The sequence below is a fragment of the Nonomuraea sp. CA-141351 genome, assembly GCF_050944675.1.
Taxonomy (GTDB): domain Bacteria; phylum Actinomycetota; class Actinomycetes; order Streptosporangiales; family Streptosporangiaceae; genus Nonomuraea.
In genome coordinates this window covers 6,881,529-6,901,181 of record NZ_CP191982.1, presented here as the reverse complement: position 1 = coordinate 6,901,181, position 19,653 = coordinate 6,881,529, and the positions used below count along the sequence as shown (strand labels likewise).

Below are 19,653 nucleotides of genomic sequence, written 5' to 3'. Positions count from 1 at the left end.
GAAGGCGTGCCCCGACACCGATCACCCACCTGGGTGGCGAGAGGGAGTGCCCGAGTCAGGTGTGCCCTGTAGGGCCTTGAGTACCGTCGCGGGGGGCGCTGGCGGACCGGTTCGTAGTAGCGGTGAGGCACCTGCAATGGGGGCGGAGCGAAGGGGCCGGGTCATCCGTGGCTGTTGTTCGGTCAGTCAACCGGGATATCCGGGAGGAGCTGGGTGGACGAGCTGAAAGCACAAGGCAAGCCGTTCGATATCTCGAAGCAGGAGGTCTGGGAGTCTTGGTGTGAGGTGAAGGCGAATAAGGGTGCGCCGGGGGTGGATGGGCAGTCCATCGATGACTTCGAGGCTGATCTGCAGAACAATCTGTACAAGATCTGGAATCGGATGTCGTCGGGGACGTACTTTCCTCCTCCGGTGCGTGCGGTGGAGATTCCGAAACAGCACGGTGGCGGCATGAGAATGCTCGGCATTCCCACGGTCGCTGACCGGGTTGCCCAGACCGTGGTGGCCAGGCATCTGGGAATTCGCGTGGATCCTGTGTTCCATGAGGACTCCTACGGCTACCGGCCCGGGAAATCGGCCCTTGATGCGGTGGAGCGCTGCCGGCGGCGTTGTTGGAAGCGGGATTGGGTGATCGACCTCGACATCCAGAAGTTCTTCGACAGCGTCCGGTGGGACCTCGTCGTCAAGGCCGTGGAGACTCACACCGACGCCGTGTGGGTGAAGTTGTATGTCCAGCGGTGGCTTCAAGCCCCGCTGCAACTGCCCGACGGCACTGTGCAGTTGAGGGACCGAGGGACTCCCCAGGGGTCGGCGGTCTCACCTGTTCTGGCGAACCTGTTCATGCATTACGCGTTCGACACCTGGCTGATGCGCCGCTACCCGCAGGTCGAGTTCGAACGTTATGCCGACGATGCGGTTGTGCACTGCGTCAGCGAGGACCAGGCCCGCAAGGTTCTGGCAGCGCTTGCGAACAGGATGGAGGAAGTCGGGCTACGACTGCATCCCGACAAAACCCGGATCGTGTACTGCAAGGACCAATCACGGCGTGGCTCGTACGAACACGTCGCGTTCACGTTCCTGGGGTTCACGTTCCAGCCAAGGCAGGCGCAGGACAAGTACGGGAGGCGGTTTCTCAGCTTCCTTCCTGCGATCAGCAATGACGCCCTCAAAAGGCTCGCCGCCGTCGTCCGTGCATGGCGGCTGCACCAGCGGGTCACCCTCACTGAGCAAGAACTCGCCAAGGCGATCAACCCGATCGTGGCGGGTTGGATGCGGTACTACGGCCGGTTTTACCGATCGAAGCTGTATCGGCTCCTGACGCGCATCAACGCCTATCTGATGCGCTGGGTCCGCTCGAAGTACAAACGGCTGCGGGCGAGGAAGAAGGCCCACCAGGCGTGGCTGAGGGTCACCAAGCAGTACCCGAGGCTGTTCGCGCACTGGCGCTGGATCACCACCATGCCCGCCGTCTGGTGACCAGGGTGACAAGAGCCGTATAAACCGAGAGGTTTACGTACGGATCTGTGGGAGCCGGGAGGTGAGATCCCTCCCGGCTACCCGACCGAGAGCGGCGTGATCGTTTCCCAGGCTAACGGAGAAGTAACAGCGCCTCGGTGCTTGCCGCGGGAGCATTGACGCGCTTCGCGAGACGGGATGCGTCCCCGGCGAAGATCCACCGGGTCACTGCCTGATCGCTTCGGCCAGCTCGTCGCGGAACTCAGCCCCTGCCAGAGGGTTGGCGTAGTCGCGCGAGTGGACGATCAGCCCGTTCCTGATCCGCATCACCATGACGTAGGAGAAGACGAAGGGCCGACCAGACCTCGTCATGGATCCGTGGAGGTCGTACTCCACGATGACGACCTCCGGGTCGCGCGTCTCGTGGATGACGACCGGGTCGGCCTTCTCGAACCGCCGCAGCCCAGCGGCTGCCTTGAATCGGGCACGGAAGATCTCCCGCCCCTGCGATCGGGCTGGGATGTCCTCGGGCGCGAAGGGGATCTCGATCACTGCGTCGGGGGCGTACAGGTCGGCGAGGTCGTCCCAGGCATTGGCGGCTGAGACGCGCAGGAAACGGTCGACGACCTCGCGGGGTGAAGGGGTGCTCGTGCTCATGGAACTCCTTGAGGGGAAGATGGCCGTGCAGGCCGTGGATAGAATCGGAACGATCCACCCGGTTTGGACGTTACGGAACGATCGCCCCGTTTGTCAACGCAGGCCTAGGAGGAGCACATGTCCGACGAGGTCGTCCGCGACGGCGTCGCGCCCGCGCGGGCGGACGCGCGGCGCAACCGGAGCCGCGTGCTGGAGGCGGCGCAGCGTGCCTTCGCGGAGCTCGGCCTCGAGGTGCCGCTGGACGAGATCGCGCGGCGCGCCGGAGTGGGAGCCGGAACGGTCTACCGGCATTTCCCGAGCAAGGAGGCTTTGTTCGAGGCGGTGGTGCTGGAGCGCCTGCAACAGCTCACCGAGGAGGTCAACGCCCTGACCGCCTCCCCTGATCCCGCCGAGGCGTTCTTCGAGGCGGTCCGCCTCACGGTCGAACGAGCCGCGCTGAACAAGGCCCTGTGCGACGCCCTGTCCGCCGGGGTGGACCTGCGCCTCGCCGCGCCGGCCCGGGAGGAGTACGCGGTCGCCCTCGGCACACTGCTCGACCGGGCCCAGCGCGCCGGCGCAGTACGGTCGGACGTCGACGCGGCCGACGTACGGACGCTCCTAAGCGGTTGCCTGACCATGGAGGGTGGGCGAAACGGCGCGCCCGGCCGGGCGACGGCGATCGTCCTCGACGGGCTGCGTCCCGCTCCGGCGGACGGGCGCCCCTCTCTGCCGCCCGTAACGAAAGCCCCTGCAGAACTGTCACGAAACTCGGCGACGGGCGCCGACAGCGGTGACGAAAGGGACGGTGCCAACGGATCCGGAGAGGAGGACCGTCCGCGCTGCCGGCAGTGCGGACGGCACCTCCGGCCCTCCCGCACCGGGCGGCCGGCCTGGTTCTGCGGCCCCGCATGCCGCCAGAAGGCGCACCGTCGCCGCACCACCGGGCGCTGACGTACGCGCACGCCGCGAGGAGCTGATGGTCGACAGAGCCGTACGCCCCACGCTGGCACGCATCGGCGAGTGACTATACCGAGTGATGGGCAGATCGGCCGACCGGCAGTGGGTTCAGCAGGTGGAGCAGGTCCGGTAGCGCTCCCATGCCCCAACGCTGCTCGCGCGTGCTCGCAGCATCGCGTAGCTGCTGCCGGTCTCATTGACTTCGGTGGTGACGTATCTGCCGTTTCCCAGCGACACCATCGATGACTGGCGCAGTGTGAAGGGATCGCCGCTGAACCGGAACTTTTCCCACGGCCCGGGACTGTCGGCGCGGGCGCGTAGCAGGCCGGAGTAATGGCCTTCATAGTTTAGTTCGGCCGAGACATATTTTCCGTTCGCGAGGGATTGGATCGTCCACGTGGTGCTGCCCGCCAGGCCATCGGACTCACAAATACGGAACCGTTCCCATGGGCCCACGGACGTCGCCCGCGCTCGGAGCATGCCGTACAACGTGCCGGTCTGGTTAAGTTCGGCGGAGACGAACATGTTGTTGACGTCGGAGATTATCGTCGTGTTCAGGCAGGTATCCGCGTTCGCCTGGGAGGGGGACATGGACACCAGTCCAGTCGCGGCGACGACGGCAGCGACAGGAAAGGCAATGAATGATCGTTTGGGCACGGAATTCTCCTTCGTAGCGGGTGGCCGGACGGCAGAAGCGAGACGGTCGGGATCCTCGGCAAGCAGCCACCCGGCGAGGTGGTTGGCACATCGAGAATCTTGCGTCCCGGAAGGCCGTGGTCGGTCGCCTGTGGACCATTCGTGGACCAAACTCGTACCGCTGAAACTGTCATCACCAGCAAGCCGATGTATCACCACGTGATGGAGTCGATGGCGATTGACATGGGGGCGTCGGATTCGGCGTAGAACTGCATACCTATGGCATGCAGATGGTCCACCGGGGGGACAGTCCACGTCAGAGGCGTCCACCCAGGATGGATCGGCAGCGGTATTTCGGTGTCGGGATTTTCCGGAGCCCACACCGGCTTGGAAGCCGAGTTCATCGCGAAGAATCTGACACCGCCGTGCTGGGCACCCGGTGCCCACACCCATACGGTCACCGCCATTCCTGGATGCAGCTCGGTCAGCCCGTGTGTAGTTCCGATGGCCGAGTACCCTTTCGACGCGGATGCCCCGGATATCGTGACCATGAATGAGCATCTTCCATCGCGTGCCAAGGCGCTGGTCACTTCGGCCTTGGCCACTTGGGAACCCCAGAACACCGCCAGGCGCTGGCCCTGACGTTCGAAACCGATCCGGACCGTTCTGGCCGGAGGGCTGGTGCGAGTATTCGCTGCTCCCGCACTGCCCTGGCCGGTGGGCGACAAGAGGGCGGCAATCACCGACGCCACCGCGGTTAGCACCAGCGCACTCAAAGCGATCGTGGAAGGAGAGGTGATGCGCCACCGTCTCTGACTACCGTTCTCGGTCGTGTCCTCCGGCATATCGGCGCGTGCCACGACCACGTCCGAAGAGATCACAGCCGAGTTCTCGGCCGAAGAGGCTGCGGTGGTTGGGGCACGGTCTGAGGGATCCTCGAGTAGCACAGCCGCGTGACGGTCGGCGCGCTCGGACAACGCCGCGGCACGCAACTTGAGCAGCTCCCCGTCGGGAACGTTCAGTACCCGCTCACAGGCCACAAGCAGATCCCGCGGCGGGATGCGCCGACCGTGCTCGTAGTCGATGAGCGTCCCGTGTCCACTTAATCCGACTTGGTGAGCCAGCGCCCGCAGCGAGAGCCCTTGCGCCAGCCGCCAAGTGCGCAGGGCGGCACCTAACTCTCGTATTGCCGTGTTGCTGTTCTCGCTCATCAGCGCTCTTTCCTCCAGGCGACGTCAACGCCGGTTTAGGGCACTCTCCCCGGGTCGTAAACCGGGAGAGAGACCAGGTGCAGCTCGAACACAAGTCGGTGGCGGTCTCGCCGGTCGCCGCCTCAGCGGACGATCCCGTGGGGACGATCCGCTGCCTGGTCGCGATCACGGGGATCGAGGACGGTGCCGGCGACATCATCATGCCTGGCGCGTTCGCCCGCACAATCGCCACCAGGAAGCCGAAGGGCATCCACTCCCACGACACCAAGGCGGTGGGTGGCGCGCGCCGACGCCGAGACCCGGGCAGTGCGCGCGGAACTCACCGCCGGGCGGCGCCGCTTGGACGACGAACGCGACCGGCTCCGCGAGCAGGCCGACCAGGCACGGCGGGCCCAGGCCGAGGTCAACACCGCGGCGGCGGCCGCTGAGACTCGGCTCCAGCTCACCCGGAGGACCTGCAGCAGACGCGTTCCCAACTGGTCGCCGCGCAGGTCGCCACCGGCCTGGCCCTGCTGACGCCGACGGACCTAGCCCGCGATCTCGGCGACGGGGTCAGCGGCGTCGTACTGCCTGAAGCCGCCATCGAGGCGGTCACCCGGCACCCCGGCGGCGCCGTCGTGCTCTATCACCAGGGCGACCAGATCCCACTCGGCGACGCGCCCACTGAGGATGCCCAAGCCCTAGCTCTGGCCGCCGCGCTGATCGCCGTCGCCGCCCATCGGCCGCCCACTGCGGCGGGTCCAGAACCTCTCCTCATGACCGGCCCAGCCACCCGGTGGCGATTGTGGTGGAGTCAGATAATGCGGGGGATACGGAACGAGCGCTGTACACCGCACGGTCGGCCGCCGACGACGCCCTCCGCCCTTCTTGATGCTGTCTCCTAGCTGGTCAGCTACCGGGGTGAGCTGGATCAATCACCGTGCTGGCCAGGGCGATCATGACGGTGCCCGTGTCAGGCGACAAACGTTCGCGCCGGACAAGCGTCCCGTGTTTTCGGACATAGAAGTCTCCCACTGTTCTTATATGGGGCCACTGGTGCAGAGAGTTGAGTTCGTCGAATGGGGTGGCGTGGCAAAGATCCTCGCCGCTCCGATGTGTCACCAGGAAGCTCACCTTCGGAGGAGCACTCTGATGTCCGATCTACGAGTTCACAACTTCTCAATCTCGCTCGATGGCTTCGCCACCGGTGCTGGTCAGGCCGCCAACGCGCCGTTCGGTCACGCCGGCGAGCGCCTGCACGAGTGGATGTTCGCCACCCGGTTTTGGCATGAGATGGTCGGCGGCCAGGGCGGCAGTGGCGGCGCCGACCACGCGTTCGCCGTGCTGCACGGTCCCGGTATCAGCGCCGAGATCATGGGCGCCGGCAAGTTCGGCCCCCCTGGTTGGCAGGACGACCCCGACTACAAGGGCGCGTGGGGCCCCAACCCGCCGTTCCACACGCCGGTCTTCGTGCTCACCCACAGGCCACGACCCTCCATCGAGATGGCCGGCGGCACCACGTACCACTTCCTGGACGCCTCACCCACTGAGGCGCTCAAGGTGGCCCGCGAGGCGGCCGGCGACCTGGACGTGCGCCTCGGCGGCGGAGCCTCCGTCATACGCGACTTCCTCACTGAGGGGCTGGTCGATCACATGCACGTTGTCCAGGTCCCGATCCTGCTCGGCCGCGGTGTCCGGCTCTGGGACGGCCTGGAGTCGCTGGAGGACGCCTACCACATCGAGGCGGTCTCCACGCCCAGTGGCGTCACTCACCTGACATTCACCGCTAAGAGCCGATGACCGCGAACGCGACGAACCGTAGGGGAGTGGAGACCTTGGACACCTTCATCAAGGACGTGGCGTCGTTGGTCAGCAGCATCGACGACGAATACGAGATCACGAAGCAGGTCGCGGCACTGTTGTCCGATCTGCTGGCCAGCGACTACCGGCTTCCCCCGGAGGTCATCCGGCCGTCGAACGAGCGCCACGTGAATTACCCGCTCTACATCGCCCCCGACGACAGCTGGTGCCTGGCGTCGGTCGTCTGGAACGTAGGTCAACGCACACCCGTGCACGGACACGAGACCGGGGGCGTCGTCGGAATCTACGCGGGAGCCGAACACGAGATCCGCTACGTCAAGCCCGTGGCGTCTGAGCCGGGCAGAGCCCTGACGCCTGCCGGTGAGCAGGTGTGGGAACGCGGGCAGGTCACCGTGTGCTGTACGACCGACGACGACGTCCACGCCGTCGAGGCCGTCGGCGACGAGCCCACCGTCGGCATACACGTCTACGGAGGCAACATCGGCACCATCAACCGGCGGTTGTACGATCCAGCCACCGGAGCTGTCCGATGGTTCGTCTCCGGCTGGGACAATCCGGCAGGCGGCGAATGAGGGAACCCTGCCCTTCCGGTCAGCGATGCGGACGGAAGGCTTCGGCGGTGGACTCGTCGATGGTCGTCAACGGAGGGTGGACGTACCGGGCCGATGGAGACCCTGGTCAGGGTCAGGCCGACATCGCCGTCGTTGCGCTCTCACGAGATGCTGTCCCGACGCAGTGCGTACGGTTCCACCGAATGCCCCACCACGGCGCTGGGTGCGTACCCGACAGCCCACGCCTCATCGGCCGACCGTACCGCCAGCCCGGTGAGCGCACGCCGGCGACCGGCTCGGGAACCTGCACCACCGTCCATGCCTGACCGTCCAGTGCACGGCCGGGGACCTGATCGAGGCCTCGTAACGGGCCTGGCCCGCTGCCCACATGTCGTCGGGACGGACAGCCGCCACCGCGTTCAGCCGACTCGGGCTACCTTCGCCCATGTCCGCCGGTCCCGGCAGGATCTTGAACGCGCCGTCGAGCCAGTGCGTGATGAGCACGTCAAGCCGACGAAACCGGGCCCGTTCCTGCCGCGTACCATCGAACTCGGCGTCTACCTCGGCCTCAGGTCCGGCCGCGTGCTGGTGGCGCTGGCCGGCGAACGCCTGCACCCGCCCGGCTGGACCGAGATCAGCGCCGTCTGCACCGACCCCGCCCACCGAGGCCGCGGACTGGCAACCAGGCTGGTGCTAGCCGTCGCCGCGGGCATCCGGAACCGGGGCGAGACGCCATTCCTGCACGCGTCGGCCGCCCACAACGGCGCGATCCGCCTGTACGAGCGGCTCGGCTTCCGCCTGCGCCGCACCCCGGACTTCCGCGCCGTACGCGTTCCGGCGCTGGATCCGTCCCAGGGCACCCCGGTGCCGATCACATAACCGACGCGACGGCCGCAGCGCGACCACGGCCGTCGGCACCAGCCGTCCGTTTTTCGGCCCCGTCCAGAAGGAACGGGGCCAAACACGGATCTTCAGTGGTCTTCCTGGTACGACCTACGAGAACAGTCGTGCGGCGTGACGTAGAGCGTAGGCCGCGACCTGGCGGCCCAACCTCACCCCGGCCTGGTCGGCGGAGCGGGTGTGGATACCCGACCAGACCCGGGCGTCGACGTTCTCGTCGGTCAGGACCTTCCATGTGGTGTAGGTGCGGGTGACCCCGGGCGCGGTCGGGCTCGTGAGCTCGAACGGTTCGCGGGAGTGGGAGCCGACCAGTGCGGTCAGCACTTGCTCGGCGGCACCGGCGTAGGTGTTGTGGCCGCTTGGGTAGTCGGGGTGCGACGGCGTCGTGTGCAGCGGTGTCCAGGCTGGATCCGAGGGAATGGAGGGGTGGCCGGTGTCGACGGCGCGAAGCGCGGTGACCGGGCGCCATCTCACATAGGTGTATTTGGCATCCGAAGTGGCGATCTGGGTGTCCACCAGAGCGACATGGAAGAGCGCGACGAGTTCGGTCTTCCTCGATGCCGGCAGGCGGGATTGGACGAGGGCGGCACGCAAGACGCCGTTGTAGATGGTCAGTGAGGACCCCAGCCAGAACTGCGCGATGTCCGTCTGGGCCTGCGTGCGTGCGATGCTGTTCGCCGCGCCGTAGTCGCGTACTTCCTCAAGGTCGGCCCGATATTCCGGAGAGCCGAGCTTGGGAGGAGGCCCTGGCCGGAACCGGTCGACGCGGCCCAAGAGGAACGGTCTGGCAAACCTCGTGCCCGCCTGAAGGGCCGGCCCGAGAGCCGGCGGCGTGGGCTGCCAGACTCCGGGCGCGGCTTGCGGGACCGGGTACGGCGGGTTGACCGACGCCGGGTCCAGGCCGTCATCGGTTCGTTCGGTGAGCAGCGCCGTCGCCTCCTCGGCTCCGGCCGCCACACCCCGATCCTTGGACGGGCCGGCGGGGATGCGCGCCAGCGTCGCCGCGAACGCAGCGTCCAACTCGGCGGCGCGGGCCGGAATCAGGCTCACGAGTGAGGTGCGGACCGCGGAGGCGAGCGCGGCGTCCTGGAAGGCGCGCAGGCGGGGACCGGATCGCAGGGCGCGGGTGGCGGACACCCAGCTGATGGCCCACGTGCGGCTGTTGGTGACCTGTGTGGAAGACCCGGCGGCGGCGATGGTGTCGGCGGTGACGTCGTACCATTCCACCGCCACGTCGACGTCGGGCGGGCCCGATGTCCGCGCTGTCGACGCGGAGGCGGCTGTGCCGCTCAAGGCCGTGCTGGTGGCGAGCACGGCCACCGTGACGGCGGAGCGCAGCCGGTGAGGCGGAGTGTTTCGCGTGCGGGGTGAAGGCGTTAACAAAGTGAGGCGTCCTTTCTGAGCGGCAAAGGGATGCGGTCGGTCTGAGCATTCGGCTGTGGCATCAGGCATCGGCGCTCATCCGCGCAACAGCGGTAGGAGCAGGTCGCCCTGACGCTTGATCTCTGGCAGATAGGGGTGTCGGAGAGGACGAAGTGGGTGATGCCGAGAGCCTGGTATTTGCGCAGCGACCACCTCTCCGCGTGCGGTCAGGTCGAGCAGCCGTTGCTGGCCGACGGCGGTGAACCGGTTGGGGTCGCGGGAGATGCCCGCTCGATCCGCTCCCCGATGCCGTCGAGTGGCTCGCCCCAGAAGAGCTGGACGTCGGCCTCGGTGGCGGCCACCTTCTCGGCGGCTTCCGAGGCGCCGCCGAAGTAGAGCCGGGGGTGCTTGCGTTCGCCCCGGACGACTGTTCGCGGCACGACGGTGGAGTCGGTGACGCTGAAGTGCTCGCCGCGGTAGGTGACGTTCTCCTCGGTCCACAGCTTGCGCACGATCTGGATGAACTCCTTGGTGCGGGCGTAGCGGTGGGCCTGGTCGCCTTCGCTGTCGCCGTACGCCGCGAGGTTGTCCTTGCCCGACACGATGTTGATCAGCACCCGTCCCCCGCTGAGATGGTCGAGGGTCGCGGCGACGGAGGCGAACTTCGCCGGATGCCAGTAGCCGGGCCGGACGGCGATCAGCGGCTGGAACGTCGTCGTCCGCGCGGCCAGCGCGGTGGCGACCGTGAAGGTGTCGGGCCGTCCCCCGCCGGTCCCGAGGAGCGCCCCGCTCCACCCGTGCTCCTCGAGGGCCTGGGCGTGGCTGGTGAGGGTCTCCAGGCTGTTGTGGTCCGCGACGACGTCGTCGCCGCGGTGCCCGGGCTGCGCTTGGTTTGGGATGTACCAGAGCAACTGGAGATTCATCAGTCGGTCTTCCTGCTCGGTGGTCCTATGACTCAGATCGCTTGGCAAAACCCACTCTTCATGTAGGTAAACTATAGATTCTGATTGGTTGCTTCGATACTCCAGGCGCGAGATTGACTTCGCTTTCTTCGCCGGCGCGCTGTGTCAGCGCTGATCGTGTACCGCTCGAATAGTGAGTTACGGGATTTGAGCTGTGGTCAAGCGGCGTGAAGGTATTCGCTGATCATGCCGGTGACGACGAGTTTTCGGCGGACGGTTCGCCGGTCACTCACGTCCATGGCCAGGTTGCGGGCCGCTGCACCGTCCATGCTCCGGTCGGGTGCGGGGGTCACTCCGGCCAGGTGCGGCCGCCGGTGCCCATGCTCGATGAAGACCAGCACATGCATCTGTGCCCCCATGTCGGGTACACCTTGCGATGGTCGCAGCTGCCGTCCTGATCATGCAGCAAAACCCCAGTTCAGAGCACGAGGTCGGGTTTCCGAGCGGGACACCGCTTGCGCAAAACGATCCTGGCTCCGGCGCCTTGCGCCGCAACCTGCTCACCCGTCTGCGTGTTCCCGTGCGCCCCGACCGGTCCTGAGGCTGAGCAGGGCCAAACCCAGGACGCCTACGAGCTGGCCCTGTCGGCGTTCGAGCGGTTCCCGCGGCACCCGGTCGCGGCGCGTTACGGCTTCCCCTACGACGACCTTGAGGACTTCGTCGCGCGCGGCTCGGCGCTCGCCGAGGTGGTCCCGGTGGTCCGCGTGGAGCTGGGCTGAGACCGGCACAACCGGAGACGATCATGCCGCCCGATCGCGAGCCGGGCAGTGCGATCGGCCCGTCCACCGCCTCGGGCAGGCAGGGGATGGGCCGTTCCCTTCAGCGGGGGGACGATGGCCCGAACGGGCGGTCGCCGCGCAGAGTGATGCGGTGCATGACCCGGTGGGCGGTGCCGTAGTCGCGGTTGGCGTAGTGGGATGTGCTGCGGTTGTCCCACATGGCCACGTCGCCGAGGCTCCAGCGGTGGCGGATGATGTGCTCCGGCTTGGTCAGGTGAGCGTAGAGCAGGTCGAGGATGTGACGGCTCTCAGCCTCGGAGACGCCGACGACGTGCGAGGTGAAGCCGGGGTTGACGAACAGGCCCTTGCGTCCGGTCTCGGGGTGGACGCGTACGACGGGGTGCTCCACCGGGTCCAGCCGGGTGACGACCTCGCCGTCCCAGACGCTGCCCTTGCCGCCGCGCCGCTGGGCCAGGTAGTAGCCGAACTCCCGGTTGCCGTCGTGCACCGCGGTGAGCTGGTCGGCCAGTTCCCGTACGGGCGCGGCAAGGGAGTCGTAGGCGAGCTGGCTGTCGGCCCAGCTCGTGTCCCCGCCGGTGGGAGGCAGGACCACGGCACGCAGGATCGAGCCGAGCGGTGGGCGGGGCATGAAGGTGACGTCGGTGTGCCAGACGTCGGCGAAGCCGTTGTCGGCGCTGTCGAGCGCGTAGATCTCCGGGTGCGCCTCGTCCACGCCGCCGACGACGGGGTGGGATGCGGTCAGCTCGCCGAGGCGGCGGCCCAGGGTGACTTGGCCGTCCTCGTCGAGGGTCTGCCCGGAGAAGAAGAGCACCTTCCGCTGGACGAGTGCGGCTCGTACCGCGGCCAGCTCCTCGTCGTCGGCGGTCGCCAGGTCGAGCCCTTCTATCTGAGCGCCGAAGTGCGGTCCGAGCGGGCGCAGGGTGAGCTTGGCGGCCAGGGGTGTGGACATGTGCGCTCCTGTTCTGTGGTGGTCATCCGGCGGCGTCGCGGACGGCATGACTGACGGTGGCACGCAGGGCCGTGTACTCGGGGAGGGCGCGGAGTTCGTCGGGCTCCAGGCCGGTGCGGGGCAGAGGGACGTCGAGGTCGAGGGCGATCTGGCCGGGCCTGCTGGTGAGCACGACGACGCGGCTGCCGAGGAAGACCGCCTCTTCGACGCTGTGGGTGACGAACACGGAGGTGCGGCCCGTCTGCTCACTGACCCGGCGCAGGTCCTCCTGCAGCCGCTCGCGGGTGAGCGCGTCCAGGGCCGCGAACGGCTCGTCGAGCAGCAGCAGCGGATTGTCGCCCGCCAGCGCCCTGGCGATGGCCACGCGCTGTTGCTGTCCACCGGAGAGCTGCCAGGTCCGGCGGTGGGCCACGTCGTGCAGGCCGACCCGTTCCAGGAGCTCCGGCACCCGGCGGGCGCGTTCCTCGCGGGGGACGCCGGCGTAGCGCAGCGCGAGCCCGACGTTGCCGCCCACGCTCTTCCAAGGGAACAGCCGGGGCTGCTGGAACACGATCCCGGCGCCGGCGCCGGGCACCGGCAGAGCTCCGGCAGTGCGGACGACGCCGGCGGTAGGACGCTCGAAGCCGGAGATCAGGCGCAGCAGCGTGCTCTTGCCGCAGCCGGACGCCCCGACGATCACGAGGAACGAGCCCTGGGGGACGTCCAGCGAGATCGGGCCGAGCGCGGTCACGGCGTCCGCGCCCGTCCCGTACACGTGCACGACCTCCTCCACGTGGACGGCGGGGTCCGTACCGAGCTCAAGGGGTGAGGACATCGGGCAGGCCCTTGTTGTAGATGGCGTTCCGCACGGTCGACAGATCGGGGACGGCTTCGATCTTCTGCAGGTCCTTGAGGAACTGCGCGGCGCTGACGAGGTTCTCGGCCAGCGCGCCCGGCCGCTCCGGCGTGCCGAGCCATTCGGCGGAGGCCAGGTCGGCGGGCTTGAGGAAGACGCCCTGGGTGAGCTGCTCCTCGGCGTCCTCCTTGGTCAGGTTGAGCTCGGCGGCGACGGCCGCGCCGGCCTCGGCGCGGTTGTCGGTAATGAGCTGTAGAGCCCTCGCCTCGGCCTTGCGCCAGGCGTCCACCGCGTCCGGGTGCGCCTTGAGGAACGTGGTGGACACCACCCCGAGGTCCAGCGTGGGCTTGCCGGCCGTGGCCAGCTCCCGGCTGGTGATCAGGACCTTGCCGTCCTTCTCCAGCTTCTTCAGGGTGGGCAGCCAGGTGTAGGCGGCGTCGATGTCGCCGCGCGTCCAGGAGGCGAGGATGTCCTGCGGTTCGAGGTCGACGATGGTCAGCTCCGACTCGCGCACCCCCGCCCGGTCGAGCGCGGCCAGCAGGCTGTAGTGGGAGGTCGAGGCGAACGACGTGGCGACCTTCTTGCCGCGCAGGCCCTCGATCGCCGACACGCCGCTGTCGTTCCTGACGACCAGGGCCTCGTTGTCGCCGGCCACGTCGAGCACGAACGCCACCTGGTACGGGATGTTCAGCGGGGCCGACAGCCCACGGGCCACGGGGCTGGAGCCGATGGCGGCGATGTCCACGCTGCCGGCCACGAAGGCGGTGTTGATGCTGGCACCGGAGTCGAACTTCGTCCACTGGATCTGGTAGCCGGGCAGCGCCTCCTCCAGCCACCTCTTGTTCTTGACGATGAGGTCGCCGCTGGGGAACGCCTGGTAGGCGAGGCGGATGCGGTTGGCCGCCGCGTCGTCACCGCCTCCCCGGGACGCGGTGCCGTCACCGCAGGCGGCCAGGACCGTGATCAGCACGAAGGACAGCAGGAATCTCAGACGCATGGCGGCTTCCTCATGAGGGACGTGCGGCGGGTCACGAGCGGCCCCGCCAGGGGATGAGCCGTCTCTCCGCGACCCGCAAAAGGCCGTCGATGAGCAGACCCGACAGGCCTATGGCCAGCAGTCCCAGCACCACGACGTCGGTCTGCAGGTAACGCTGGGCGTCCCGCACCATGCCGCCGATGCCGGGCACGCCGTTGACCGTCTCGGCGGCGACCACGGACGAGTACGCGATGCCGACGGCCAGGCGCACGCCGGTGAAGATCTCCGGCAGGGCGTTGGGCAGCACCACGTCCCGGATGACGTCGCGCCGCCTGGCGCCCAGCGCCCTGGCGGCCTCGACCAGGTCGGACGGCGCGCCGTGCACCGCGGCGGCGGTGGCCACCGCGACCGGCGGTAGCGCCGCGATCGCCAGCAGCCACAGCTTGGGCGTCTCGTCGATGCCGAACCAGATGATGAGCAGGCTGAAGTATGCCAGCGGTGGTAGCGCCCGCACGAACGTGACCACCGGCTCGGCCACGACGCGGATCCACGGCACGGTGCCGAGCACGACGCCCACGACGAGCCCGCCTATCACGCCGATCGCGGATCCGATGAGGATGCGCCGCAGGCTGATCCCGAGGTGCTCGACGAGCAGGCTGCCGCTGTAGCCGCGGATGCCGTCGTACGTCGTGGACAACCGCAGGAGCTGCTCCCACACGGCGCCGGGGGAGGGGATGAAGGAGGGGTTGGCCGCCGCGGTCGCGGCGAGCTGCCACAAGCCGAGGAGTGCGGCCGCGGCGAGCACGCGCACCACGATCCTGCGTGTCGCCGGTCGCCGGGTGGCGGACGCCGGTCCGCCGCCGGGAACGGCGGTCGAGGGGGCGGCCGTCGAGGTGGGCGAGGTCACCGTCTCAGACGGGCTCATGACCACGAAGCTACGGCGGGACCTCGCCAAAGTCAACATTTCCTACTAGTTTTAAGGGTTATGCTCCGGGCCGTGGATCGTCAACGACTACGAGAGCAGCGAGGTCATTGCGACCTGGCCGCCCTCGGCGTCCGGCTCGACGTCTCACCGGGGCCCGAGGCGGCGCTGCGCGCCGTGCTCGGCACCCCGCTCGGCCACATGACCCTGAGGTGATCATGACCACCCTTCGCGAATACCTATCGCACAAGCGCACCGCGCTGATGGCCCGCCGCGCGGCCCCCGCGTCCGGGCCGGTACCGCTGCACGCCCACGTCACCGCGGAGGGCCGCAGCGGAATCCGGCGCATCAGGATCAGGGACCACCAGCTCATCAGTGACAGCGGCCCCGACTTCGCCGGCTACGACCTCGGCCCCGCCTCGCCCGAGCTGCAGGCCGGCGTGCTCGGGAGCTGCGTGACCCACATCTTCCTCATCAAGGCGGCCGAGCTGGAGGTGCCGCTGGACGCGCTCGAGGTGGACGTGCGCGCCGAATACGACCCCAGGGCCCAGCAGCCGGGCGAGAGCGGCGTCCCGGTGCACCCGTACGGCTTCCGCTACGAGGTGCTGATCGACTCGCCCGCCTCGGACGAGGAGCTGGCGAGGCTGCACGACGAGGTCGAGCGGGTCTGCCCGATACTCAACCTGATCCGCAATCCGCAGCCCGTCACCGGGGCGGTGGTCAGGATCCGCTGATCGTCCGGGTCCGGGCCGTGGCGCCGTGCGCGCTCAGAAGCCGATCGGCTCACGCACCAGCACGGCCGTGGCCAGCTCCGGCAGGGCCTCGCGCTCGACGATGAGGATCTTGCCGATGAACGACGACTGCCCGAACTCCTGGAGGCGCCGGTGCTCGCGCGGCAGGCTGTACGAGCGGACCCGCCGCAGCGCCGTCTCCAGGTCCGGCACCACCTTTTGGGCGCCGGCCACCCAGACGACCTTGCGCGCTCCCGACGCGTACGGCGCGAGCTGGCTGCCGCTGGCCGAGGCATGACCAGGTGGCCCTCCTCCGTCACCGCGTGCACGCTGCCCACGACGTACTCTGCCGTGGCGCCGAGACGGACGACCGCCTGCACGTCGCCCTTGGGGTCCTCGGCCCCGGCCCGGACGGAGGCGAACCGGCCCGACTCGTCGAGGTCCGCGGCGATGCCGGACAGCCGGAGCGTCTCGCTGGAGGTGGTGAAGACGCTCTCGTCGCCGGGGATCAGTCCGGTGACGAGCTCGCGGGCCTCGGCGGCGCTGTCCACGACGTGCACGATGAAGCCGTTGTCGCGCAACGCGGCGGTCGCGCGGTCCAGTTGCCCGGCGGGCGCGGGGGCGGCGAACGTCTCGTCGGGCGCGCCCGGGGTCGTGCTGTTCCTGCTGGATCTGGCCGCCGCCACCGGGCACGAGGCGTACCTGGAGGATGCGGCGCGGTGCGGAGTGGCCGGCGGCCACCTGACGGCGGGAGGACGACCTGACGCTGCACCACGGGCTGACTGGCACGATGATCGCAGAGGCCGCTACCGCACCTCCTACGAGGACTCCAAGCAGCACGAGCGGTTGCTCGGCACAGGCGTCCAACGGCTGCCCGCCACCCATCCGGGTGCCGCCCACCGCCGCAGGTAGCGGACAGGGCTACTGGAGCCCGGAGCGGACGGAGGTGATGCGCCGGGTGTTGAAGCCGAGCCAGTGCATCCGGCCCACGTAGCGCGCGTGCTCGACCTTGAGACAGCGGTCCATGATCACGCTCGCGCCGCCGTCCTCGGCGATGCGCGCACCCTCCTCGTTGATCACGCCGAACTGGCACCAGAGGGCTCCGGCGCCGATCGCCACCGTCTCCCGCGCGATCTCGGGCAGGGCGTCCGGCGCGCGGAAGACGTTCACGAGGTCCACCGCAACGGGCACGTCGAGCAGACTCCGGTAGCTGGTCTCGCCGAGGATCTCCTTCTCGCGCGGGTTCACCGGAACAATCCGGTAGCCGTGCCGCTTGAGGTAGTAGCCGACGAAGTGGCTGGCTCGCAGCTCGTTGCCCGACAGGCCGACGATCGCGATCGTCCTGGTCGAATGCAGGACGCGCTGGATCGTCAGCGGGTCCTGGTAGCGGTTGAGTCCGGTCATGCCGAGGCCACCTTTCCGCCGATCGTTGCCGCCACGCGGGTCAAACCCTGCTCCAGGTCCCAGATCAGGTCGTCGACGGACTCGGTGCCGACCGACAGCCGCACCGTCCCCGGCCCGACGCCGGCCGCCCGCAGCTCGTCGTCGCCGAGCTGGCGGTGCGTCGTGCTGGCGGGGTGGATGACCAGGCTCTTGGCGTCGCCGACGTTCGCCAGGTGGGACCAGAGCGTCAGGCCGCCGATGAGGCCCTGCCCGCCGGCCCGGCCGCCGGCGCAGTCGAAGGAGAACACCGCGCCGGCGCCGCGCGGCAGGTACTTGTCCACCAGCGGACGGTACCTGCTGTCCGGCAGGCCGGGGTGGGTCACGTTGGAGGCCAGCTCGTGCGCCTGGAGGAACGCCGCGACCGCCCGCGCGTTGTCGACGTGGCGATCCATGCGCAGCGACAGCGTCTCCAGGCCCTGCAGGAACAGGAAGGCGTTGAACGGCGACAGCGCCGCGCCGAGGTCGCGCAGGGTCTCGGCGCGCAGCTTCATCAGGTAGCCGTACTCGCCGAACGTCTCGTGGAAGCGCAGCCCGTGGTAGGCCGGCGACGGATCCGCGACCACCGGGAAGCGCCCGTTCGACCAGTCGAACGTGCCCGCCTCCACGACGACGCCGCCGATGCTCGTGCCGTGGCCGCCGATGAACTTGGTCGCCGAGTGGGTCACGATGTCGGCGCCCCACTCGATCGGCCGGCACAGGTACGGCGTCGCGAAGGTGTTGTCCACGATCAGCGGCAGCCCGTGCTCGTGCGCGATGCCCGCCACGGTCTCGATGTCGAGTACGTTTCCGGCCGGATTGCCGATGGTCTCGCCGAAGAACGCCTTCGTGTCCGGCCGGACCGCCTTGCGCCAGGCGTCCGGATCGTCGGGATCGACCCACGTCAGCTCCACGCTCATCTTGCGCAGCAGGTGCTTGAGCTGGTTCACCGTCCCGCCGTAGAGCGCCGAGGACGACACGACGTGGTCGCCCGGCTGCAGCAGCGTGAACAGCGCCGCTGCCTGCGCCGCGATCCCGCTGGCGAACGCCACCGCGCCGGCGCCGCCCTCCAGGTTCGCCACCCGCTCCTCGAGCACCGCGACGGTCGGGTTCATGATGCGCGAGTACGTGTTCCCGTACTCCTGCAGGTTGAAGTACGCCGCCGCGGACTCCGGGTCCTCGAAGACGTAGCTGGTCGTCTGAAAGATCGGCACCGCGCGGGCGCCCGTGTTCGGGTCCGGCCGTTGCCCGGCGTGCAGTTGCCGGGTTTCGAATCCGAACTCGCGGGCTTCTTCCGCGTGGGGGAGCTGGTCGGTCACAAAAGCCTCTTCCTCGACGTCAAGCGGCCCCGTCCTGGGCCAGGAACCGGCGGATGATGGGCGTCTGTCGCGCCTCTTCCAGCAGGAAGCAGTCGTGGCCGTACGGCGCCTCGATCACCTGCAGCTCCACCGGCTTGCCGAGGCCGCGCAGCGCCTGCTCGATCTCCTCCGACGCCGACGGTGGGTACAGCCAGTCCGAGCTGAAGGCGATCAGCAGCGTGCGCGCCGAGACGTCGTCGAGCGCCCGCGCGAGCGACCCGCCGCCGTGCTGCCGGGCGAGGTCGAAGTACGTCAGCGCCCGCGAGGTGTAGAGGTAGGTGTTGGCGTCGAAGCGCTTGACGAACGAGTCGGCCTGGTGGCGCAGGTAGCTCTCCACCTCGAACTCCGGCTCGGTGATCGTGTAGCGGAGGTCGTCGGAGAACTGCAGTCGCCGGCCGAACTTGTCCTCCAGCGCGGGCGCGGACAGGTAGGTGATGTGGCCGACCATCCGCCCGATGCCCATGCCGGCGTCGGGCGCGCGGCCGGTGCCGTAGTAGCGGCCGGCCTGCCAGGCCGGATCGCGCATGATCGAGTCACGTGCAATCGCGTTCCAGGCCACACCCTGTGGGTGCAGGGCGTGCGTGCTGGCGATCGCCACGAGGGCGTCGACCTGGCCGGGGAACAGCACCGCCCATTGCAGCGCCTGCATACCACCGAGCGAGCCTCCGGCCACCGCCGCGAGCCGTTCGATGCCCAGGGCGTTCAGGAACGCGCGCTGCGTCCGTACCATGTCCGCGACCGTGATCACGGGGAAGTCCGGCCCGTACGGCCTGCCAGTCGCCGGGTCGATCGACGACGGCCCCGTGGTCCCCCGGCAGCCGCCGAGCAGGTTCGTCGAGATGACGAAGAAGCGGTCGGTGTCGAACGCCTTGCCGGGGCCGATCATCCCATCCCACCAGCCGAGCCCCTTGCCGCGCGCGCCGTCGCGGTCCTCGACGCCGAAGCCGTCGCGGGTGCTCTCCCCGGACGGCGCCTTGGACAGGCCCGCCGCGTGGGCGTCGCCGCTGAGCGCGTGGCACACCAGGATGACGTTGTCACGCCGGGGTGAGAGGTCGCCGTAGGTCTCGTACGCCACCCGGACCGGGTGCAACTCCCGGCCGCAGTCGAGGCGCACCGGCTCCGGCAGGTCGAGGTACTGCGTCTCCACGATGCCGACACTGCCGGCCGCGAACGTTGTGGCGGGCTGCGACATGGGACTTATGGTAGCCGCCACGCCCGATATATGGTCAAATACCTACCGGAAATACGGGAGA

The 19,653-nt window shown here is 68.7% G+C and carries 26 protein-coding genes and 1 pseudogene; 11 read left to right on the top strand and 16 right to left on the bottom strand.

The window, feature by feature from the left end; translation table 11 throughout:
- The first annotated feature begins 213 nt into the window (after positions 1 to 213).
- Positions 214 to 1,476, top strand: a complete 1,263-nt coding sequence (gene ltrA / locus ACQPWU_RS32730) for a group II intron reverse transcriptase/maturase (RefSeq protein ID WP_433428528.1) — start codon at positions 214 to 216, stop codon at positions 1,474 to 1,476.
- Between the two features lie 204 nt (positions 1,477 to 1,680).
- Here the strand turns inward: ltrA and ACQPWU_RS32725 are convergent, their stop codons facing one another.
- Positions 1,681 to 2,112 carry a nuclear transport factor 2 family protein gene (locus ACQPWU_RS32725; RefSeq protein WP_433428525.1) on the bottom strand — a complete coding sequence of 144 codons (432 nt, stop codon included), beginning with the start codon at positions 2,110 to 2,112 and terminating at the stop codon, positions 1,681 to 1,683.
- Between the two features lie 117 nt (positions 2,113 to 2,229).
- On the opposite strand from ACQPWU_RS32725, the gene ACQPWU_RS32720 reads away from it, so the two are divergent.
- A complete protein-coding gene (locus tag ACQPWU_RS32720; protein ID WP_433428523.1) occupies positions 2,230 to 3,042 on the top strand; it encodes a TetR/AcrR family transcriptional regulator in 813 nt (270 codons plus the stop codon).
- Between the two features lie 114 nt (positions 3,043 to 3,156).
- Here ACQPWU_RS32720 and ACQPWU_RS32715 read toward each other — a convergent pair whose 3' ends face one another.
- Both ACQPWU_RS32715 and ACQPWU_RS32710 read right to left on the bottom strand, forming a co-directional pair.
- Positions 3,157 to 3,705, bottom strand: a complete 549-nt coding sequence (locus ACQPWU_RS32715; protein ID WP_433428520.1) for a fascin domain-containing protein — start codon at positions 3,703 to 3,705, stop codon at positions 3,157 to 3,159.
- A gap of 191 nt (positions 3,706 to 3,896) precedes the next feature.
- On the bottom strand, positions 3,897 to 4,895 hold the full coding sequence (locus ACQPWU_RS32710; RefSeq protein ID WP_433428518.1) for a helix-turn-helix domain-containing protein: 999 nt from the start codon (positions 4,893 to 4,895) through the stop codon (positions 3,897 to 3,899).
- A 276-nt stretch (positions 4,896 to 5,171) separates the two neighbouring features.
- On the opposite strand from ACQPWU_RS32710, the gene ACQPWU_RS32705 reads away from it, so the two are divergent.
- Positions 5,172 to 5,411, top strand: coding sequence for a hypothetical protein (locus ACQPWU_RS32705; protein ID WP_433428515.1), 240 nt, complete (start codon positions 5,172 to 5,174; stop codon positions 5,409 to 5,411).
- A gap of 11 nt (positions 5,412 to 5,422) precedes the next feature.
- On the opposite strand, the gene ACQPWU_RS32700 is transcribed toward ACQPWU_RS32705, so the two are convergent.
- Positions 5,423 to 5,572, bottom strand: coding sequence for a hypothetical protein (locus ACQPWU_RS32700; RefSeq protein ID WP_433428513.1), 150 nt, complete (start codon positions 5,570 to 5,572; stop codon positions 5,423 to 5,425).
- Positions 5,573 to 6,026: 454 nt separating this feature from the next.
- Between ACQPWU_RS32700 and ACQPWU_RS32695 the strand changes: the two genes are divergently transcribed.
- The 3 genes from ACQPWU_RS32695 to ACQPWU_RS32685 all read left to right on the top strand — a co-directional run bounded on the left by ACQPWU_RS32695 (position 6,027) and on the right by ACQPWU_RS32685 (position 8,125).
- The gene (locus ACQPWU_RS32695) at positions 6,027 to 6,674 is read left to right on the top strand and encodes a dihydrofolate reductase family protein (RefSeq protein WP_433428510.1); all 648 of its coding nucleotides are present in this window, start codon (positions 6,027 to 6,029) and stop codon (positions 6,672 to 6,674) included.
- 35 nt (positions 6,675 to 6,709) lie between these two features.
- Positions 6,710 to 7,267 (top strand): hypothetical protein, encoded by a 558-nt coding sequence (locus ACQPWU_RS32690; RefSeq protein ID WP_433428508.1) that lies wholly within the window; start codon positions 6,710 to 6,712, stop codon positions 7,265 to 7,267.
- A gap of 468 nt (positions 7,268 to 7,735) precedes the next feature.
- Positions 7,736 to 8,125, top strand: a complete 390-nt coding sequence (locus ACQPWU_RS32685; protein ID WP_433428506.1) for a GNAT family N-acetyltransferase — start codon at positions 7,736 to 7,738, stop codon at positions 8,123 to 8,125.
- A gap of 114 nt (positions 8,126 to 8,239) precedes the next feature.
- On the opposite strand, the gene ACQPWU_RS32680 is transcribed toward ACQPWU_RS32685, so the two are convergent.
- The gene (locus ACQPWU_RS32680) at positions 8,240 to 9,373 is read right to left on the bottom strand and encodes a vanadium-dependent haloperoxidase (RefSeq protein ID WP_433428503.1); all 1,134 of its coding nucleotides are present in this window, start codon (positions 9,371 to 9,373) and stop codon (positions 8,240 to 8,242) included.
- Here ACQPWU_RS32680 and ACQPWU_RS32675 point away from each other — a divergent pair.
- The gene (locus ACQPWU_RS32675) at positions 9,354 to 9,491 is read left to right on the top strand and encodes a hypothetical protein (protein ID WP_431919733.1); all 138 of its coding nucleotides are present in this window, start codon (positions 9,354 to 9,356) and stop codon (positions 9,489 to 9,491) included. The genes ACQPWU_RS32680 and ACQPWU_RS32675 overlap by 20 nt on opposite strands.
- Before the next feature lie 244 nt (positions 9,492 to 9,735).
- Here ACQPWU_RS32675 and ACQPWU_RS32670 read toward each other — a convergent pair whose 3' ends face one another.
- Together ACQPWU_RS32670 and ACQPWU_RS32665 are read right to left on the bottom strand one after the other, a co-directional pair.
- Complete coding sequence (locus ACQPWU_RS32670; RefSeq protein WP_433428500.1) at positions 9,736 to 10,431, bottom strand: LLM class flavin-dependent oxidoreductase; 696 nt, start codon at positions 10,429 to 10,431, stop codon at positions 9,736 to 9,738.
- 197 nt (positions 10,432 to 10,628) lie between these two features.
- Entirely contained in the window at positions 10,629 to 10,829 is a 201-nt protein-coding gene (locus ACQPWU_RS32665) for a hypothetical protein (RefSeq protein WP_433428497.1), read from the bottom strand.
- 153 nt (positions 10,830 to 10,982) lie between these two features.
- Between ACQPWU_RS32665 and ACQPWU_RS32660 the strand changes: the two genes are divergently transcribed.
- Positions 10,983 to 11,189: a hypothetical protein gene (locus ACQPWU_RS32660; protein ID WP_433428495.1), complete on the top strand. Its 207-nt coding sequence runs from the start codon at positions 10,983 to 10,985 to the stop codon at positions 11,187 to 11,189.
- Positions 11,190 to 11,289: 100 nt separating this feature from the next.
- Here ACQPWU_RS32660 and ACQPWU_RS32655 read toward each other — a convergent pair whose 3' ends face one another.
- Genes ACQPWU_RS32655 through ACQPWU_RS32640 form a run of 4 tightly spaced genes read right to left on the bottom strand, consistent with a single transcriptional unit; the run spans position 11,290 to position 14,895 of the window.
- On the bottom strand, positions 11,290 to 12,159 hold the full coding sequence (locus tag ACQPWU_RS32655; protein WP_433428493.1) for a TauD/TfdA dioxygenase family protein: 870 nt from the start codon (positions 12,157 to 12,159) through the stop codon (positions 11,290 to 11,292).
- A 22-nt stretch (positions 12,160 to 12,181) separates the two neighbouring features.
- Positions 12,182 to 12,973: an ABC transporter ATP-binding protein gene (locus tag ACQPWU_RS32650; RefSeq protein ID WP_433428490.1), complete on the bottom strand. Its 792-nt coding sequence runs from the start codon at positions 12,971 to 12,973 to the stop codon at positions 12,182 to 12,184.
- The gene (locus ACQPWU_RS32645; RefSeq protein WP_433428487.1) at positions 12,957 to 13,991 is read right to left on the bottom strand and encodes a taurine ABC transporter substrate-binding protein; all 1,035 of its coding nucleotides are present in this window, start codon (positions 13,989 to 13,991) and stop codon (positions 12,957 to 12,959) included. Before ACQPWU_RS32645 ends, ACQPWU_RS32650 begins: the two co-directional genes overlap by 17 nt.
- 31 nt (positions 13,992 to 14,022) lie before the next feature.
- Positions 14,023 to 14,895, bottom strand: a complete 873-nt coding sequence (locus ACQPWU_RS32640; RefSeq protein WP_433428485.1) for an ABC transporter permease — start codon at positions 14,893 to 14,895, stop codon at positions 14,023 to 14,025.
- A 72-nt stretch (positions 14,896 to 14,967) separates the two neighbouring features.
- On the opposite strand from ACQPWU_RS32640, the gene ACQPWU_RS32635 reads away from it, so the two are divergent.
- Entirely contained in the window at positions 14,968 to 15,108 is a 141-nt protein-coding gene (locus ACQPWU_RS32635) for a hypothetical protein (protein WP_433428483.1), read from the top strand.
- A 2-nt stretch (positions 15,109 to 15,110) separates the two neighbouring features.
- Positions 15,111 to 15,626, top strand: coding sequence for an OsmC family protein (locus ACQPWU_RS32630; protein WP_433428480.1), 516 nt, complete (start codon positions 15,111 to 15,113; stop codon positions 15,624 to 15,626).
- 33 nt (positions 15,627 to 15,659) lie between these two features.
- Here ACQPWU_RS32630 and ACQPWU_RS32625 read toward each other — a convergent pair whose 3' ends face one another.
- Together ACQPWU_RS32625 and ACQPWU_RS32620 are read right to left on the bottom strand one after the other, a co-directional pair.
- Positions 15,660 to 15,857 (bottom strand): hypothetical protein, encoded by a 198-nt coding sequence (locus ACQPWU_RS32625; RefSeq protein ID WP_433445585.1) that lies wholly within the window; start codon positions 15,855 to 15,857, stop codon positions 15,660 to 15,662.
- A 119-nt stretch (positions 15,858 to 15,976) separates the two neighbouring features.
- A pseudogene (locus ACQPWU_RS32620) lies at positions 15,977 to 16,174 on the bottom strand (hypothetical protein); the annotation flags it as partial.
- Between the two features lie 10 nt (positions 16,175 to 16,184).
- Between ACQPWU_RS32620 and ACQPWU_RS32615 the strand changes: the two are divergent.
- Positions 16,185 to 16,535, top strand: coding sequence for a hypothetical protein (locus ACQPWU_RS32615; RefSeq protein WP_433428478.1), 351 nt, complete (start codon positions 16,185 to 16,187; stop codon positions 16,533 to 16,535).
- 9 nt (positions 16,536 to 16,544) lie between these two features.
- Here ACQPWU_RS32615 and ACQPWU_RS32610 read toward each other — a convergent pair whose 3' ends face one another.
- Genes ACQPWU_RS32610 through metX form a run of 3 tightly spaced genes read right to left on the bottom strand, consistent with a single transcriptional unit; the run spans position 16,545 to position 19,592 of the window.
- Positions 16,545 to 17,027 (bottom strand): CoA-binding protein, encoded by a 483-nt coding sequence (locus ACQPWU_RS32610; RefSeq protein WP_433428475.1) that lies wholly within the window; start codon positions 17,025 to 17,027, stop codon positions 16,545 to 16,547.
- Positions 17,024 to 18,361, bottom strand: coding sequence for an O-acetylhomoserine aminocarboxypropyltransferase/cysteine synthase family protein (locus ACQPWU_RS32605; RefSeq protein WP_433428473.1), 1,338 nt, complete (start codon positions 18,359 to 18,361; stop codon positions 17,024 to 17,026). The genes ACQPWU_RS32610 and ACQPWU_RS32605 overlap by 4 nt, the downstream gene beginning before the upstream one ends.
- A gap of 19 nt (positions 18,362 to 18,380) precedes the next feature.
- The gene (metX, locus tag ACQPWU_RS32600; RefSeq protein ID WP_433428470.1) at positions 18,381 to 19,592 is read right to left on the bottom strand and encodes a homoserine O-acetyltransferase MetX; all 1,212 of its coding nucleotides are present in this window, start codon (positions 19,590 to 19,592) and stop codon (positions 18,381 to 18,383) included.
- Positions 19,593 to 19,653: the final 61 nt, after the last annotated feature.

Excerpts from the sequence above, each read along its gene's own strand:
- ACQPWU_RS32725 (WP_433428525.1), bottom strand. The coding sequence starts at position 2,112 with ATGAGCACGAGCACCCCTTCACCCCGCGAGGTCGTCGACCGTTTCCTG.
- metX (WP_433428470.1), bottom strand. The coding sequence starts at position 19,592 with ATGTCGCAGCCCGCCACAACGTTCGCGGCCGGCAGTGTCGGCATCGTG.
- ACQPWU_RS32665 (WP_433428497.1), bottom strand. The coding sequence starts at position 10,829 with ATGGGGGCACAGATGCATGTGCTGGTCTTCATCGAGCATGGGCACCGG.
- ACQPWU_RS32650 (WP_433428490.1), bottom strand. The coding sequence starts at position 12,973 with ATGTCCTCACCCCTTGAGCTCGGTACGGACCCCGCCGTCCACGTGGAG.
- ACQPWU_RS32630 (WP_433428480.1), top strand. The coding sequence starts at position 15,111 with ATGACCACCCTTCGCGAATACCTATCGCACAAGCGCACCGCGCTGATG.
- ACQPWU_RS32655 (WP_433428493.1), bottom strand. The coding sequence starts at position 12,159 with ATGTCCACACCCCTGGCCGCCAAGCTCACCCTGCGCCCGCTCGGACCG.
- ACQPWU_RS32720 (WP_433428523.1), top strand. The coding sequence starts at position 2,230 with ATGTCCGACGAGGTCGTCCGCGACGGCGTCGCGCCCGCGCGGGCGGAC.
- ACQPWU_RS32670 (WP_433428500.1), bottom strand. The coding sequence starts at position 10,431 with ATGAATCTCCAGTTGCTCTGGTACATCCCAAACCAAGCGCAGCCCGGG.
- ACQPWU_RS32640 (WP_433428485.1), bottom strand. The coding sequence starts at position 14,895 with ATGAGCCCGTCTGAGACGGTGACCTCGCCCACCTCGACGGCCGCCCCC.
- ACQPWU_RS32695 (WP_433428510.1), top strand. The coding sequence starts at position 6,027 with ATGTCCGATCTACGAGTTCACAACTTCTCAATCTCGCTCGATGGCTTC.
- ACQPWU_RS32615 (WP_433428478.1), top strand. The coding sequence starts at position 16,185 with ATGAAGCCGTTGTCGCGCAACGCGGCGGTCGCGCGGTCCAGTTGCCCG.
- ACQPWU_RS32710 (WP_433428518.1), bottom strand. The coding sequence starts at position 4,895 with ATGAGCGAGAACAGCAACACGGCAATACGAGAGTTAGGTGCCGCCCTG.
- ACQPWU_RS32645 (WP_433428487.1), bottom strand. The coding sequence starts at position 13,991 with ATGCGTCTGAGATTCCTGCTGTCCTTCGTGCTGATCACGGTCCTGGCC.
- ACQPWU_RS32610 (WP_433428475.1), bottom strand. The coding sequence starts at position 17,027 with ATGACCGGACTCAACCGCTACCAGGACCCGCTGACGATCCAGCGCGTC.